Origin of the sequence: Boseongicola sp., assembly GCA_014075275.1 — a bacterium.
GTDB lineage: Bacteria > Pseudomonadota > Alphaproteobacteria > Rhodobacterales > Rhodobacteraceae.
Map to the genome: position 1 here is coordinate 916,748 of CP046179.1, position 15,728 is coordinate 932,475.

The following is a 15,728-nucleotide window of genomic DNA, read 5'->3' on the forward strand; positions in this document are numbered from 1 at the left end:
CATCTGCTCGGCCCGACATAGTCCAAATCGAAAGATCAATTCAGCCGCCCGGTAACAAAGTGGTTTTCCCGACCGCCCCCGCACGCGCAAGATCCGGGTCCAGCGTCATCGGAATGTACTCCCCACGGCGCCAAAGTTCTCCCAGATCGTCATAGTGACGCGACAACGGATGCCCACTTTGTCCCGTGGAAATGATAAAAACCGAGCTATCCGGATCTGCAAAGTCATAGACCCCGCGATAAGCGGCTGCACTGACGTTTTCGAACACGCCAGGTCCGGTTCCCCGCGTGACCCCGCGCTGTAAGGTGTTGTCTCCGCCGCTGGTGGATTGACGAATGTTCACCAGCCAGGAAATCCAACCCACATCACCCAATACACTATGTGAATGCACCGCCTCATGGGCGTCACCCCAACGAAGACTTTCCACCGTGGTGCCATAGTTTTCGTCTATCCAAAGCAATGCGTCATCTAACGCCAGGCGCGCAATGTCCGAACAACTTTCAATTGCCGCTGATTGCAATACATCACACCAGGCCGACGCCCCGTCGATGTCACGATAAACCCGCTCAAGGAACACCGGTTCAGGGTGGAGAAAGTTGCTGGCCCGTGGCCCTAGCTCATCACGGATCAGACGCTGCTGAACTGCTCGGATCCAGGCAGCATAGATCAATGGCTCGGGCAGATGTTCGTTCATCTCACCATTCCACTCGGCCAGCAAATCCAACGCGCGTTTGCGCTGCCTTTCAATCGTGCCTTCCGGCGCTGCCTCGGACGTGAACCACAGATCCCGCGCAATCAGGGGCAACAAAGTGCGCGCCGTCGTTGATACAGTATCCAGCTGAGCCTCGATGAAACTCTCCCGCGTGTGCACTTCCCGAGTCTGCATCAGGCGCTGGAGCCTCTGAATACGCTGCGTATCTGGCCAATAGTGGCTGACATGGCGTGGAAATGGCCGATCAATAGTTTTGTTGTTGGTATTGCCCAAAATGCCGCCATCCGGATCGACGTATTCCGGGTTATCGCTGTAGGGCAACACACCCTGCCATCGGTTGACCGTCAACCAGCCCGGAGCGGGAATGCGCCCTTGCGATTGATGCCGGATATCGCGGCGCGGTAGCTTACCGATGACTTTCAAGGCAACGCTTTCGCGATCAACAACCGTCAAATTCTGAGCAGTCGCAACGAAAAGCTCACTTGCTTTCAGCGCCTCTTGCACTGAACCGGCCCGCATCAGACCGGTCAATGCAGACAGGGTGGTGTCATTCGCCGAAAGCGCCGTCCAACCAATGGCCGCAACATGTCCGGGCGGTGTGATTGAGCCAAGCTCATACTGCGATCCGGGCAAAATGGGGCCGTTTTCGGTCCATCGAAGTGTCAGCGACACCGGGTCTGCGTCTTTTACATTGATGATCGAACGCCGCGACCGGACTTTTTGCCAACCCGACGGCGTCAGATATTCTTCTGAATTGTCGGGATTGATCTTTTCGATGAAAATATCCTGATCATCGACATAGGAATTGGTCAAACCCCAACCCAGTTTGTCGGACCGCCCAACCAATAAAATCGGTGCGCCCGGAATTGTTCCGCCAATGACGCCACCGGTCTGCAGTTCCAGCCGTGCCAGATACCAGATGGACGGGGCATCCAGCGCCAGATGCGGATCATTGGCCAAAAGCGTGCCCCCGGCCGCAGACCGCGAAGGCGCGGCCGCCCAGGCATTTGACGCGCCGTTCAACCCCCGTGGACCCGCTGGTGATAACCACGACATTGATCCAGCGGTGGCAAGAGCAAATGTGTCGGGATTGGCGTCAAACAGGCTGGCGAAATCCGGAAGCTCGGCAACCGCGGCCCCGGGACTGTTGGGCATGATATCTGCCAATCGTTCGTCCGACAGCAACAAAGACATCTGCGCGCGCAGGACCTCGTTTTGCAAATGATCAGACATCCGCAACGCCATAACCTTGCCAACTGCAATACTGTCAGCAGGCTGCCATGGGGCGATAGAGGGCTCAAACAACCAGAACTCCGGGGCTCCGCGACCGCGCACGCCTTCGTTCACTTCATTCAACCAGGAATTTACGCCCGCTGAATAGGCCTGAAGTGCGGCTGTCGTGTAGTCATCCTGAACTGCCACGGATTTGACCGATAGCGGATACATATCAAACCGACGCAACAGTTCGTCGGTCTTGACCGCCCGAGCACCAAACATCTCTGCCAATCGGCCTTGGGCGACACGACGCATAAGAAGCATTTGCCAAAGCCGATCCTGCGCATGAGCCAGTCCCAGACCATAATAGACATCCACATCCGACGCGCCGAAAATATGCGGCACATTCGCATTGTCGCGCACGATCTCAACCGGGGCGCTGATACCGGCCACTTGCAAAGTTTCGTTGTAGTCCGGGATGGAGCGGGCAAAAAACCAATAGAGCAAGACCCCGACGGCCAGCGTCAGCAGGACAAGCCCAGTTGTGATGCGCACAAGCCAGCGAAAGACGCGAAGCATTTGAACCTTGTTGTCAGGGTCATTTAGCTAATAGGTAAAGCCCCGAGTAAGCCGGATTACAAGGAGGATCTTATGGCCAATTGCACGTTCCTGGGTTTGGAGGTCATGGGGTATCCCATGGCGGGCCATTTGCAGTCTTCTGGCCACAAAGTCACGGTTTACAACCGAACCGAAAAGAAGGCGCAGGATTGGGCATCGGCACATGGCGGAACATCTGTCGGCACGCCCAAAGAGGCGGCGAATGGGGCTGAATTTGTCATGGCTTGTGTCGGCAATGACGACGATCTGCGCAGTGTTTGCTTGGGCGATGACGGCGCATTCGCGGGCATGGCTCCGGGGTCGGTCTTTGTGGACCACACGACCGTTTCGGCGACAGTAACTATAGAACTGGCCGAACTTGCGGCGAAACAAGATATTCTGTTTGTCGACGCGCCCATTTCAGGCGGGCAGGCCGGTGCAGAAAATGGGCAATTATCGATCATGTGCGGAGGCGAAGAGGCGGCCTACACACGCGCCGAGCCAATCATGAACATCTACGCTAAAATCTGTCGTCGCATGGGTGCCTCTGGTGCCGGGCAATTGACTAAGATGAGCAATCAAATCGCTATCGCCGGTCTAGTACAGGGTTTGTCTGAGGCCCTGCATTTTGCCGAGAAAGCCGGGCTTGATGGACGGTCTGTTGTCGACGTAATTTCGCAAGGCGCTGCCGGTTCCTGGCAGATGGTCAATCGCTACGAGACAATGTTGGATGATGAGTTTGAACATGGCTTTGCCGTGGACTGGATGCGCAAGGATCTTGGCATCTGTCTGACTGCGGCGGACGAGGTTGGTGCCAGCTTGCCAGTGACTGCACTTGTCGATCAGTTTTACAAGGACGTGCAGAAACTTGGTGGGGGATACGTCCAGTTTGTTCAAACGTTTGCGCTCTATGGGATGATATTATTCCACGCCTGACGGCGCGGATCCGTGGGGGCTCCGCCCCCGCGCGCTAGCGCGCTCCCCCGAAGTATTTTTCGACAGAAGAAGAGTGCTGTTGCCCTGACCTTCAAAGGTTAACGCGGACTCAATGGGCCGTTCGCAGCCACCGACGTAATACCGACACGATACAGACAGGCGAAAACAGCGCCCTTGCGGGGGCGCTGGCAGCATTTTTACGCGACGAGAATCTCTTGGGATCAGGGAATGATCCGGTTGTATTTCGTGCCCTCAACAGAAGCGCCCGCGATCAAGCCAGCTTGACCAAAGACAACCGCAATCACCGGCGAAAGCACAGTTGTTGTCTCGGCCGACAGGTTCGCACCCCGATCATTCACGGCATATTCCACGTCTGCGCCAGCAGCCCATCCAGATGATGTTCTGAACTCGGCCAGCGCCTCTTTGGTCATGAAATAAAGGACATGGGCGTATTGTTGTGCGCCTATTTGCAGACCAAAACTGGCCTGGGTGGCCGAGTAGTAATCCACAGAAATATCGTTCACACGCAGGGCACCGCGCCCATAGGCGCCGCCAAAGCCAAAGCTGGCTTCGGTAATCAGTGGCATGATGAGCATGCCGACAGATTTGGCCCTGAGATCCTGTGTGCCCGGGAAGTTGATATCCAGATAATTCAGCGCTGCATCAACGCGCGCATCAAGTTTTGTCGCGCCTTCGCTACCAATACCATTACCACAGGCGGCAAGCCCGAATGTAGCGGCAGCGCCGGTCAGAACCGTGCGGCGGGGAATAGATGTCATAAGGTGACTCGCTTTGCTCGTTATAGCCTCGGGTGATGGCCTTATCTGGCCATTCGACCCAAAGTATAGGGGAGCGAGGGGGCAGAGTCACCCTCTATAGTATGTGCAGGCAAGTATCAGCCGCCATTCAAAAGAGCGGCTGCTTCGGGGGCGAAGTAGGTGAGAATACCATCACAACCGGCGCGTTTGAAGGCCAGCAAACTTTCCATGATCGCTTTGTCACGGTCAATCCAACCGTTCTGAGACGCCGCCGAAATCATCGCGAACTCACCTGAAACCTGATAGGCAAAGGTAGGCGCACCAAAGTGGTCCTTCACGCTTCTGCAGATGTCGAGATAGGGCATGCCAGGTTTTACAATTACCATATCTGCGCCCTCGGCTAGATCACGTTCAACCAGTCGCAGGGCCTCGTCGGCATTGCCGGGATCCATCTGATAGGTTTTTTTGTCGCCGGTCAGCAGCCCCGATGCCCCCACGGCATCGCGAAAAGGGCCATAAAATGCGCTGGCGTATTTTGCGGCGTAACTCATTATCGCAGTGTCTTTGTGCTCACTGCGTTCAAGGGCGTCGCGCATCGCGCCAATTCGCCCGTCCATCATATCGGACGGGCCAAGGATATCCGCACCTGCATCGGCCTGAGCCAGAGCCATTTTCACCAATGCCTCGACACTTTCATCGTTTAAAATAACGCCATCCCGCACCAAACCATCGTGACCGTTGATGTTGTAAGGATCCAGCGCGACGTCGGTCATGATTGCAATGTCGGGGACCGCCAATTTAATCGCGCGTGTCGCCCGGTTTGACAGATTTTCAGGGTTCCAAGCTTCGTCGCAAGCCTCTGATTTCAAGCTGGTTTCTATGTAAGGAAAAAGGCAAATTGCCGGGATCCCCAGTCCTTCCGCCTTTTCGGCCGCTTCAACAGCTTGTTCGACAGTCAGACGCGATACACCTGGCATCGACGGAACGGGCGTAGGGGCACCGTTTCCATCCTGCAAAAAGATTGGCCAGATCAAATCATCCACGCTCAATCTGCTCTGACGCACCAGTCGCCGAAGAGCGTCAGTGCGCTTGGTTCTCCGAAACCGCACGGCCTGTGAATCGGGCTGGATCATGAACTGAGGTCTTTCGTGCACGTTTTGTTATCATTTGCGGTAGCGGGCGCATGTGGGCTGGTCAAGACTGATCGGTTTTTCTAGTGTCCGCAAAACTTTGAGCCGAGGCAGCGCGTGAACTGGTACGATTCCGTCTTTGAAGTGATCGATATGCGATCCTTCTCAAATCTCTGGTATTGGATTGCGCTTGCAGTGCTGTGGTCTTCCGTAAGCCATTGGGTGCTTGGAGTGCCGTTTGACATGATCAATCGCGCGAGGCGCCAAGGCGACGGTGAGGGCGAAGCCATGACGGATCTTAACGACCTTGTGCGCATCAATGTAAACCGCATTTTATACATTACTGATACGGCCGGTATCTGGATTGCCTTGTTTGGGTCTTGCGCCGGGACAGCTTTGTTGTTGATGGCTGTCGTCTATGACATTGAAATTGCACAGGCTATATTGTTGCTCGGCGGACCGTTGGTTGTATTGTGGTTTATGTCGATCCACACTTCGCGACAAATTCGACTGAGCGAAGAAAGTGACAGTGTTCTTATTCGTCGCTTAATGCGCCATAGGTTCATTACGCAACTTGTTGGGGTTGTTGCGATATTTTTCACAGCGATGTTTGGGATGTACAAAAACCTTTATGTCGGCCACATCGCGTTCTGAATGATCTGGTTGACAGCGCGGTTGCAGCCGTTACCTCACCGCGAATGAACCAGTCTTCTCATATCACTGTCAGCGGCGCACCCGAAGGGTTTGATGCTACGCTTGTCCTGAAAGAGCTGTATAGCTCCAAAGGACCAGTCGTGCACGTGGCGCGGGATGACAAGCGTCTGGCAGCCATGCAGGAGGCCTTGCAGTTTTTTGCGCCGGACGTGCCTTTAGTGACATTTCCGGGTTGGGACTGCCTGCCTTACGACAGGGTAAGTCCAAACGCTGATATATCCGCCACGCGCATGGCAACTTTGGCAGGGTTGGTTCACGGCATGCCATCCCAGTATGTCTTGCTGACGACTCTGAATGCGATCACTCAAATGGTTCCCGCACAAGAGTTGCTGGCTTCGGCGGCGTTTTCCGCCAATGTTGGTGATCGTTTAGATGACAGGGAACTGCGGGCATTTCTAACCCGTATGGGGTTTGTGCAGGCGCCAACCGTAACCGAACCTGGCGATTATGCGATCCGTGGCGGGATTATTGATATCTACCCGCCCGGTGAAATCGGCCCTGTCAGGTTGGACTTCTTCGGCGACGTTCTGGATGGAGCACGGCGTTTTGATCCGGTGACCCAGCGCACGACTGAAACACTTAAGATGGTTGAACTGGCCCCTGTCAGTGAGGTCATCCTGGATGATGCCGCAATCACCAGATTTCGACAGAATTACCGGCTGGAATTCGGTGCCGCCGGTACAGACGATCCCATCTATGAAGCCGTTTCAGCTGGAAAAAAACATGCTGGTGTTGAACATTGGCTGCCATTTTTTCACGAAAAGCTGGAAACGCTTTTTGATTACCTTCCGACGGCCAGTTTTGTATTCGATGATCAATCAACACCTGCGCGTCTTTCCAGATGGGAAACCATTTCCGATCAATACGACAGCAGACTCGAGGCGATGTCAGCAAAAGGCCGGATAGACAGCGTGTATAAGCCCGCGCCCCCGGGCCTTCTTTACCTTGATGACGTGGCATGGGGAAAGGCAACCGCACCGCTTCGATTGTTGAACCACGTCGCCTTGCCGCAGCCGACCGGGCATCAGGTAATTGATGCTGGTGGTCGTATCGGTCGGGATTTTGCACCGGAACGACAGCAGGAATCCATAAGCCTTTTCGGGGCACTGGCAAATCATGTTCGGGCGCGCCGCTCAAACGGGCAAGTCGTAATTGCATCCTATTCTGAAGGTGCTCGCGAACGTCTAGCCGGACTGATGGAAGACCAAGATATTACTGGCGCTATAGTCATCAATGACTGGCGGGACGTTCCCGATGGCAAGGGCGGCGTATTTCTATCAGTTTGGGCGCTGGATCACGGGTTTGAGGGACCAGATGGTCTGACTGTCATCTCAGAGCAGGACGTTCTGGGCGACCGTCTTGTGCGCGCGCCCAAAAAGAAACGTCGCGCCGATAACTTCCTTACCGAAACCCAAAGTCTCACTCCCGGTGATCTTGTTGTTCATGTCGACCACGGTGTTGGACGATATAAGGGGCTTGAAGTCGTCGAAGCACTTGGCGCACCGCACGAATGTATTCTGTTGGAGTATGCGGGCGGTGATCGCCTTTTCCTGCCTGTTGAAAACGTAGAACTTCTCAACCGCTATGGGCACGAAGAAGGGTTGCTCGACCGGCTTGGTGGCGGTGCCTGGCAGGCGAAAAAAGCAAAGCTAAAAGAACGCATTCGCGAGATAGCCGAACGGCTGATCCGTGTTGCCGCCGAACGCCTGCTACGCAAGGCGAACATATTGACGCCTCCAGACGGCATGTGGGACGCGTTTTGTGCCCGGTTCCCGTATCAGGAAACTGACGATCAGTTGCGTGCGATAAACGAAACCCTCGACGATCTGGCGGCTGGTCGACCCATGGATCGACTGGTCTGTGGCGACGTAGGTTTTGGAAAAACTGAGGTTGCGATGCGCGCGGCCTTTGTCGCAGCAATGTCCGGGATGCAAATCGCTGTCATTGCACCAACCACGCTGCTGGCACGCCAACACGCCAACAGTTTTCGTGAGCGGTTTCGCGGGTTTCCCATCGAAGTGCGTCAGCTATCGCGCTTTGTTGGAACCAAAGAAGCGAATGCAACTCGCGAGGCCCTTGCGCGTGGGACTGTCGATATTGTCATCGGAACGCACGCCGTGTTGGCAAAGTCGGTTCGGTTTAAAAATCTTGGCCTGCTGATCATCGACGAAGAGCAGCACTTTGGCGTTAATCACAAAGAACGCCTGAAACAGATGCGGTCTGATATCCACGTTTTAACCCTGACCGCGACGCCAATTCCGCGCACTTTGCAACTGTCGCTGACCGGCGTCCGGGATCTGTCAATTATCGGCACACCTCCTGTCGATCGCCTGGCCATTCGAACTTATGTCAGCGAGTTTGACGCGATCACCATCCGCGAAGCACTTTTGCGCGAACACTATCGCGGTGGTCAGTCTTTCTTTGTTGTGCCCAGAATTAGCGATTTGCCAGAGATGGAAGACTGGCTGCGCTCCCAAGTGCCAGAAGTTTCCTACATGGTAGCTCATGGCCAAATGGCAGCGGGCGAGCTGGATGATCGCATGAATGCGTTCTACGACGGCAAGTATGGTGTTTTGCTGGCCACAACTATTGTTGAGTCAGGCTTGGACATTCCAACCGCCAACACGATGATCGTGCACCGCGCGGACATGTACGGATTGGCGCAACTCTATCAGATACGTGGTAGAGTAGGGCGATCAAAGACACGGGCTTATGCCTATCTGACAACAAAACCGCGAAAACGCCTGACGCCGCAGGCGGAAAAAAGACTGAGGGTTCTTGGTTCACTGGACAGTTTAGGAGCAGGTTTCACGCTTGCCAGTCAGGACTTGGACATTCGCGGTGCCGGAAATTTGCTCGGTGATGAACAATCGGGACATATCCGCGAAGTAGGTTACGAGCTTTATCAATCCATGCTGGAAGAGGCGATTGCCAAGATCAAAGCCGGCGAGATGGAAGGGTTGTCAGAGGCGGATGATCAATGGGCACCGCAGATCAATTTGGGTGTGCCTGTTCTGATCCCAGAAGATTACGTGCCTGATTTGGATGTGAGGCTTGGTCTGTATCGACGCCTGTCTTCGCTATCTTCAAAGGTCGAGCTTGAAGGATTTGCTGCCGAGCTGATTGACCGATTTGGAAAGCTGCCGCGCGAAGTGAACACTTTGCTTCTTGTGGTACGGATAAAAGCCGAATGCAAAAAAGCTGGCATTGCGCGTTTGGATACAGGGCCGAAGGGCGCGACCATCCAATTTCACAATGACAAATTTGCTAACCCAGCTGGTTTGGTTGATTTCATCAAAGATCAACGCGGCTTGGCAAAGGTTAAAGACAACAAAATCGTCATTCGCAGGGATTGGAAAAAATCTAGTGATAAGATCAAGGGCGCTTTTGCGGTTGCACGCGACTTGGCAGCTAAGCGGCGAGAGACGCCGCCACAGCACTAAGTTGGATCTGGTGCGGTAGTGTCTTCCTCGGATTGGCCCGCAAGTTCATCGATGACTTGCAACCACAACTCGGGCGGTTGTGCACCTGGAACAACATGTTGATTTGCAATGACAAACGTTGGAACACCTGTCACCCCTCGCTCGCGAGCATGCACATCTCGTTCACGAATTTTATCCAAATCGGCATCGCCTGACAGCAACCGTTCTGTCATCGAACGATCCAGCCCAACACCTTCCGCCAATTCCAAAAGCACATTTTTGTCGCCGATATCTTTGCCGTCTTCGAAATAGGCTTTGAAAAGACGGCTGACCATCGCGGTTTGGCGTCCTTCAAGCCCCGACCAATGAATTAACCTATGGGCATTCAATGTATTAGGTGTTCACTTGATGCCGCCAAAATCAATATTCAGCCCGGCGGTCTTTGCTGCAGTTTCAATCTGCGAATAAACACGAACAGCGTTCTCTTTACCGCCGAACTTGGTTTCCAGATACTCTCGACGATCCATCCCATCGGTTGGCATGTCGGGATTTAGTTGAAACGGATGCCATTCAATTGTGAACCGGTGATTGGCCCGCGCTTCCAGTGCACGGTCAAAATTTGCCTTGCCGATATAACACCAAGGACAAATAGGGTCAGATAGGACGTCAAGCTTTATCATGACAATGGCTGTTGCAGTCCGGGAACGTGGGCGCAAGAGAAAACCAATCACTTTTGTTCGAGGCGGCTTGTAGGTTCCTGTCATAACATGCGGCACACAAAGCGTCGGTATGGCTGCATTGCGTGATGGAGCGCCGGAATTTATAGAGCGTACATGGTACAGAAAAACGAACCTACTCTCATACAGCTCGCCCGTTCCGCACAAAACGAGGCGGAACCGCAGCCACTGAACTTGGGTGCACGCGTTCGGGAATTGCGCAAAGCCAGAGGCTGGACTTTAGAGCAAGCCGCCCAAAACTCGAATTTGGCGCGCTCAACAATGTCCAAGATTGAGAATGGTCAGATGTCACCGACCTATGATGCTTTGAAAAAACTTGCGACGGGCATGGACATCACGTTTCCCCAACTTTTCACGCCGCCGGCGAACGACCAAATGACAGGGCGTTTGACGGTCACCAAAACGGGAGAGGGATAAAGCCTGCCGACGCAAACGTACGAGCACGAGTTGCTCGCCGGCGCGATCACCAAAAAATCCATGATTCCATACCGAACGCGGGTGCGGGCGCGGTCCATGGACGAATTCGACGGTTGGGTGCGTCACGACGGTGAAGAGTTTCTGTTGGTCTTAACCGGGACAATCCGCTTGTATCTTGAGTTCTACGAACCGTTGGAACTACGGCGCGGTGACAGTGCCTACTACGACGCGACGATGGGGCACAATGTTGTATCGACCAGTCAGGAAGATGCTTCGATCATGTGGGTAACAGCGCTTAACTAGCTCAGGCCGCTTTGCTGTCGGCCAATCGTCTGATTGCTGGTCTATCGAACAAAAACAACAGCATGTTTTCATCTACTTCTGAAAGAGTCAGAGCATTGGCCTCGGCCAGATATTTTTTAAGCGCCGTAGGTGAATCTGTTAAGGCGACGATCTTGGCACGCTTTGCTGAAGGGAACAAAGCGCATAAATTATCGATGTTGTTAGAATCCGAACTGCCCATTGCGACGTCGATCATGGTGCCCCTTTCCAATTACTTGGCGTCAATTGAAACGGAACAAAGTTAAAGTTCGACTAAAGTCATCTTGTGTCAGAGTTCACAAGTTCCTGCGCCAGTTTTCCGGACACCAGCCAGCTTAAGAATGCCATCAATGCAGCCGTTGCCAAGCAAACAGAAATGCCGCCAAACTGAAAACTCAATCCACTCAGAAGTGTGCCCAAAAGTCGTCCAGCTGCGTTGGCCATATAATAAAAGCCAACGTCCATCGTCACTCTTCCGGCGCTGGTGAACGACAATATCAAGAAAGAATGGAGTGCAGAGTTCAGCGCAAAAACCACTCCAAACAATAACAATCCCACGACGACCGCAAGCACTGTGAGCGTGCTCGCAATCGCTGTAATGACTGCAAGTGTCATCGGAATGAGCGCTAATATTCCGACCCAAAATTTGGCCTGCTGCATGCGTTGTGGGGACGCAATTGCAGGACCAAGTATCCTAGGAGCGTTGGCCTGAACGATCCCGTACCCGATCACCCATAAAGCCATGAAAATACCAATTAGAAAAAAGGCGCGACGCGCGCTTTCAGGGGTGCCGTCTGAGAGAACGCCGTAGAAGAATATCGGGATGCCAACGACGAACCATGTGTCGCGCGCACCGAACAAAAATAGTTGCGCCAAGGATAAACGGTTAATACTTCTGTTCCCAGACAAGACCATTCTAAATTTCGTGGCTTTGACTCCTGCTGGCAAACCTGGCGGCATGAAATATACAATTGCGCCCAGAACGATCGCCAAAATCACAGCCATACCGATTAGCGAAGCATTGAAGCCAACAAATCCAAGGCTTCCGGCCCCGAGCAAAAAGCCCAATCCCTTGACGGCGTTTTTTGATCCGGTCAGCAGACTTACCCATTTAAACAAAATCGTCTCTGTGTCCGCCGCAAGAATTTTCACGGCACTTTTCGAGGACATCTTCGCGAGTTCTTTTGCGACACCGGACAAACCTTGAACCAGCATGACAAACACGACCGAGGCAGCCGCGCTCCAATCGGCCCGAAGCTGTGTGAGCGCCAAAAGTGCAATAATTTGCAACGCCAAACCCGCGTAGAGAGTTGACGTCATGCCAAAACGAGCGGCCAGCCAACCAGCCGACAGGTTTGTTACGATGCCCATGAACTCGTAAACTAAGAACAGGTAGGCAAGTTGGATCGGTGAATATCCAAGCGTATGAAAATGCAGCAAAACCAACATTCTCAGAGCACCATCTGTCAGCATAAAAGCCCAATAGGCTGCTGTAACTGCTATGTAAGCAGGAATACCGTCAGGACGGCTCATTGCGACAGTGACCTGGCAACCATACGGGTGATGTCAGCAAGGCGACAGGCGTATCCCCATTCATTGTCATACCAGGCGTAGATTTTCACTTGAGTTCCGTTGATGACCATCGTGGACAATCCATCTATGATCGAGGACCTGCGATCATTGAGATAGTCAGCCGATACAAGCGGACGTGTCTCATAACCAAGAATGCCTTGCAGTGCGCCTTTCGACCATTTCTCGAAAAGCTCGTTCACCTCGGTTGCAGACGTTTCGCGCTCAACCCCAAATACGCAATCTGTAAGAGAAGCGTTAAGCAGCGGCACCCGGACAGCCAGCCCATTCAGTCGGCCTTCTAATTCTGGGCAAATAAGGGTGATTGCCGTCGCCGAACCCGTCGAAGTCGGGACTAGCGAGTTTAATGCGGAACGCGCCCGTCGATTATCCTTGTGTGGTTTATCGACAATGGTTTGCGTATTTGTCACATCGTGAATGGTCGTTATCGAGCCGTGCCGAATGCCAATCTCTTCGTGGATCACTTTCACTACTGGGGCCAGGCAATTCGTGGTACATGAGGCAGCCGTAATCAGGTCATGCTGTTCAGGCACGTAAAGATGGTGATTGACCCCGTAGACTAAGTTCAAGGCTGCGTCTTCTTTTACCGGAGCCGAAACAACAACTTTTTTGACTCCTGCTTCGTAGTAGGGGGTAAGTGCGTCCCTACTTTTGAATTTGCCGCTGCAATCCACCACCAAATCAACACCAAGTTCCGAAAGCGGTAATTTCGCGAGATCGCGCTCGCGCGTCAGGCGGATTGAATGCCTGCCGACATTGATTTTATCTGCATCGATTGAGATTTCGGTGTCAAATCTACCGTGAACACTGTCGAATTCCAGAAGCAACGCATGTTGTTCAATGTCGCCAAACGGTTCATTCAACAACACAATTTCGCCACTAGCGCCGGTTGCAACCAGGTCACGTAGTGCCAGCTTGCCCATGCGACCAAATCCGTTGATTGCAATGCGGGTCATTTCGAACCTCCAATGGTGACGTGCCAAGGGTTTATCGCCCCGGTCGCGATGGACAAGTGAAGGTTTTGTAACAGCCGTTGCTGGTGCTTTAGAAGGCGCGATCCATAGCTTGGGCGCCTGCTGAAACATCGCGGCCCATACCGTCAATTGTGTTGCACGCGGTTAATCCAAACAGCACGGCTGAAAGCAGGATTAGGTGTTTCATGGTTTTATTACTCCTCATACCACCAGACGTCAGGCTGAAATCCAATCCAGTCTCCATACATCGGCAATTGCTCGGGATAACGAAGCTCTTTGGCATGAGCAAGTCGCGCGATAGGCTGGTGCCAAACCGGGATGAAATAGCGCCCGGTAACCAGCACCCGATCCAGTGCCTTAACCGCCGAACGGTAGTCCGATTGGCTGGATGCAGTCAGCAGTTCGGCGACGATCTTTTCAACAGCCGGGGTCGTAATGCCCGCAAGATTGCGACTGCCTTCATTAACGGCCGACTCTGCGCCCCAATAAAGATTTTGTTCGTTCCCGGGGCTCAGAGAAACACCGCGCCGATACCAAGTCATATCGAAATCGAATGCATTTGTGCGTTCTTTGAATTGGGCACTGTCTGTCGTGGTTACGGTTACCTGAACTCCGATCCTTTCAAGCGCCGCCACAAAGATATCCACTATTTGCTGAGGTTCCGCAGCCCCGTTGCTTAGGAGAATATCAAATTTGAAACTGTCGTCCGCAGCATTTTTCAGAACGCCGTTGTCCAACGCCCAACCAGCCTCTTCCATCATTGCAAGTGCCGCTCGCAAGTTCGCGCGATTGCGTTCAGAACCGTCTCCTACAGGGTAAGAATACCCCTCTAAAGCACCTGGTAAAATGTCAGGCTGAACACTTTCCAACAGATCTCTAACTCGACCAGTCGCTGGACCACTGTCCATGCCAAGGACCGAATTGGCAAACACCGAAGAGATTCTTGGCTGGACTTCGCCGTTGATCGTTTGATTGATGAATTCAAAGTTGAACGCAGTGATCATCGCTTGCCGAACGCGCCAGTCTTTGAACTGGTCGCGACGGGTGTTCATGACCAACCCCTGCATTCCTGTGGGTCGCTGGTGCGGGATAATCGATTTTACCACGTCGCCGGATTGGACGGACGGAAAATCATACTGCGTGTCCCACTTCTGAACATTGGTTTCACGCATCGTGTTCAGCAGCCCGCCTTTGAAGGCCTCAAACATTGTTGTGCCGTCGGCAAAGAATTCCATTCTAATCTCGGCTAGATTGTTTGTACCGCGACGGAAATTTAAGTCGTTGCCCCAATAGTCGGGATTGCGTTTCAGCGATACAAATCGACCGGCCTCGAAGTCAGAAATGACATAAGGTGACGATGAGATTGGAATAATATCCACACCACTTTCGGCGAAATCGACTCCGTCCCACTGAGCTTTCTTTAAGATAGGTCGAAGCCCCATTATCAGGGCAAGTTCATCATCGCGCGTATTGAAGTCAAAGCGAACTTTCCGTTCCCCAACAATTTCTGCGCTTTCAACCTTTTTCCAAGAGCCGTGATATCGAGGATGACCGACAGTGCCGAGTGTCTCATAAGACCAGATTACGTCTTCAGCTGTAACTGGTGTGCCGTCTGAAAATCGCGCTTCGGGTCGCAGCGTGAACTCAACCCAAGATCTGTCTTCTGGCACTTCGATTGATTCGGCCAATACCCCATAAAGTGTGAACGGTTCATCGTATGATCGTCCCATCAGGCTTTCGTGTGCCAGGAACCTAAGTTGCCATGGAACACGGCCTTTTCGAATGTGCGGGTTTAGGGAATCAAAGCTTCCTGTCTCGCCTTGAACTATCCGTCCGCCAATCGGTGCATCTGGATTGGCATAGGGCAAAGACACAAAATCAGGTGGCAGGGCCGGCTCCCCATACATAGCTATGCCATGTTTGGGTTCTGCACTTGCTTGACTGGCAACGACCGCGACAGCGGCCGCCACGTGTGCGAAATAGTTTATGCCCATTTTAGCAACAATCCTCATATAGCCTGTGTTCTTTAGACACACAGGCTAAGCTGCGTTTCTAACCTTTTCAAACTTTTAGCTTGGCCACCGGCAAATCGTTGCGTATAAAGGACTTACTGCTCGATAGGTTTCTTGCCTGTATGAAACCTGCCTCAATAACTTAGCGCCCGCCTTGTGCGGGCGTTTTTTTTGAGGATTTGGAAATTGCCAA

Annotated in this window: 10 protein-coding genes and 3 pseudogenes; 4 read left to right on the top strand and 9 right to left on the bottom strand. The window is 53.0% G+C overall.

Going from position 1 to position 15,728, the window contains the following annotated elements:
• Positions 1 to 40 precede the first annotated feature (40 nt).
• The gene (locus GKR98_04640) at positions 41 to 2,506 is read right to left on the bottom strand and encodes a penicillin acylase family protein (protein ID QMU57552.1); all 2,466 of its coding nucleotides are present in this window, start codon (positions 2,504 to 2,506) and stop codon (positions 41 to 43) included.
• A gap of 72 nt (positions 2,507 to 2,578) precedes the next feature.
• Between GKR98_04640 and GKR98_04645 the strand changes: the two are divergent.
• Positions 2,579 to 3,443: pseudogene (locus tag GKR98_04645) on the top strand (NAD-binding protein).
• Positions 3,444 to 3,681: 238 nt separating this feature from the next.
• Here GKR98_04645 and GKR98_04650 read toward each other — a convergent pair.
• Together GKR98_04650 and hemB are read right to left on the bottom strand one after the other, a co-directional pair.
• Positions 3,682 to 4,239: a twin-arginine translocation pathway signal gene (locus tag GKR98_04650; protein QMU57553.1), complete on the bottom strand. Its 558-nt coding sequence runs from the start codon at positions 4,237 to 4,239 to the stop codon at positions 3,682 to 3,684.
• A gap of 116 nt (positions 4,240 to 4,355) precedes the next feature.
• Positions 4,356 to 5,351, bottom strand: coding sequence for a porphobilinogen synthase (gene hemB / locus GKR98_04655; GenBank protein ID QMU57554.1), 996 nt, complete (start codon positions 5,349 to 5,351; stop codon positions 4,356 to 4,358).
• A 114-nt stretch (positions 5,352 to 5,465) separates the two neighbouring features.
• Between hemB and GKR98_04660 the strand changes: the two genes are divergently transcribed.
• On the top strand, positions 5,466 to 6,002 hold the full coding sequence (locus tag GKR98_04660) for a component of SufBCD complex (GenBank protein ID QMU57555.1): 537 nt from the start codon (positions 5,466 to 5,468) through the stop codon (positions 6,000 to 6,002).
• A 44-nt stretch (positions 6,003 to 6,046) separates the two neighbouring features.
• Complete coding sequence (gene mfd, locus GKR98_04665; protein ID QMU57556.1) at positions 6,047 to 9,505, top strand: transcription-repair coupling factor; 3,459 nt, start codon at positions 6,047 to 6,049, stop codon at positions 9,503 to 9,505.
• On the opposite strand, the pseudogene GKR98_04670 reads toward mfd, so the two are convergent.
• Positions 9,502 to 10,164: pseudogene (locus tag GKR98_04670) on the bottom strand (thioredoxin domain-containing protein). The gene mfd and the pseudogene GKR98_04670 sit on opposite strands and share 4 nt — an antisense overlap.
• 153 nt (positions 10,165 to 10,317) lie before the next feature.
• Here GKR98_04670 and GKR98_04675 point away from each other — a divergent pair.
• A pseudogene (locus tag GKR98_04675) lies at positions 10,318 to 10,941 on the top strand (helix-turn-helix domain-containing protein).
• A gap of 1 nt (position 10,942) precedes the next feature.
• On the opposite strand, the gene GKR98_04680 reads toward GKR98_04675, so the two are convergent.
• The 5 genes from GKR98_04680 to GKR98_04700 form a co-directional block, all read right to left on the bottom strand.
• The gene (locus GKR98_04680; GenBank protein QMU57557.1) at positions 10,943 to 11,176 is read right to left on the bottom strand and encodes a hypothetical protein; all 234 of its coding nucleotides are present in this window, start codon (positions 11,174 to 11,176) and stop codon (positions 10,943 to 10,945) included.
• 62 nt (positions 11,177 to 11,238) lie between these two features.
• Positions 11,239 to 12,492 carry an organoarsenical effux MFS transporter ArsJ gene (arsJ, locus tag GKR98_04685; GenBank protein QMU57558.1) on the bottom strand — a complete coding sequence of 418 codons (1,254 nt, stop codon included), beginning with the start codon at positions 12,490 to 12,492 and terminating at the stop codon, positions 11,239 to 11,241.
• Positions 12,489 to 13,505: an ArsJ-associated glyceraldehyde-3-phosphate dehydrogenase gene (locus GKR98_04690; GenBank protein QMU57559.1), complete on the bottom strand. Its 1,017-nt coding sequence runs from the start codon at positions 13,503 to 13,505 to the stop codon at positions 12,489 to 12,491. Before GKR98_04690 ends, arsJ begins: the two co-directional genes overlap by 4 nt.
• An 88-nt stretch (positions 13,506 to 13,593) precedes the next feature.
• Positions 13,594 to 13,710, bottom strand: a complete 117-nt coding sequence (locus GKR98_04695) for an entericidin A/B family lipoprotein (GenBank protein ID QMU57560.1) — start codon at positions 13,708 to 13,710, stop codon at positions 13,594 to 13,596.
• Between the two features lie 7 nt (positions 13,711 to 13,717).
• Positions 13,718 to 15,517: an ABC transporter substrate-binding protein gene (locus GKR98_04700; GenBank protein QMU57561.1), complete on the bottom strand. Its 1,800-nt coding sequence runs from the start codon at positions 15,515 to 15,517 to the stop codon at positions 13,718 to 13,720.
• Positions 15,518 to 15,728 lie beyond the last annotated feature (211 nt).

Coding starts and splice junctions, on each gene's coding strand:
- GKR98_04640 (QMU57552.1), bottom strand. CDS start 2,506: ATGCTTCGCGTCTTTCGCTGGCTTGTGCGCATCACAACTGGGCTTGTC.
- GKR98_04650 (QMU57553.1), bottom strand. CDS start 4,239: ATGACATCTATTCCCCGCCGCACGGTTCTGACCGGCGCTGCCGCTACA.
- hemB (QMU57554.1), bottom strand. CDS start 5,351: ATGATCCAGCCCGATTCACAGGCCGTGCGGTTTCGGAGAACCAAGCGC.
- mfd (QMU57556.1), top strand. CDS start 6,047: ATGAACCAGTCTTCTCATATCACTGTCAGCGGCGCACCCGAAGGGTTT.
- GKR98_04680 (QMU57557.1), bottom strand. CDS start 11,176: ATGATCGACGTCGCAATGGGCAGTTCGGATTCTAACAACATCGATAAT.
- arsJ (QMU57558.1), bottom strand. CDS start 12,492: ATGAGCCGTCCTGACGGTATTCCTGCTTACATAGCAGTTACAGCAGCC.
- GKR98_04690 (QMU57559.1), bottom strand. CDS start 13,505: ATGACCCGCATTGCAATCAACGGATTTGGTCGCATGGGCAAGCTGGCA.
- GKR98_04695 (QMU57560.1), bottom strand. CDS start 13,710: ATGAAACACCTAATCCTGCTTTCAGCCGTGCTGTTTGGATTAACCGCG.
- GKR98_04700 (QMU57561.1), bottom strand. CDS start 15,517: ATGGGCATAAACTATTTCGCACACGTGGCGGCCGCTGTCGCGGTCGTT.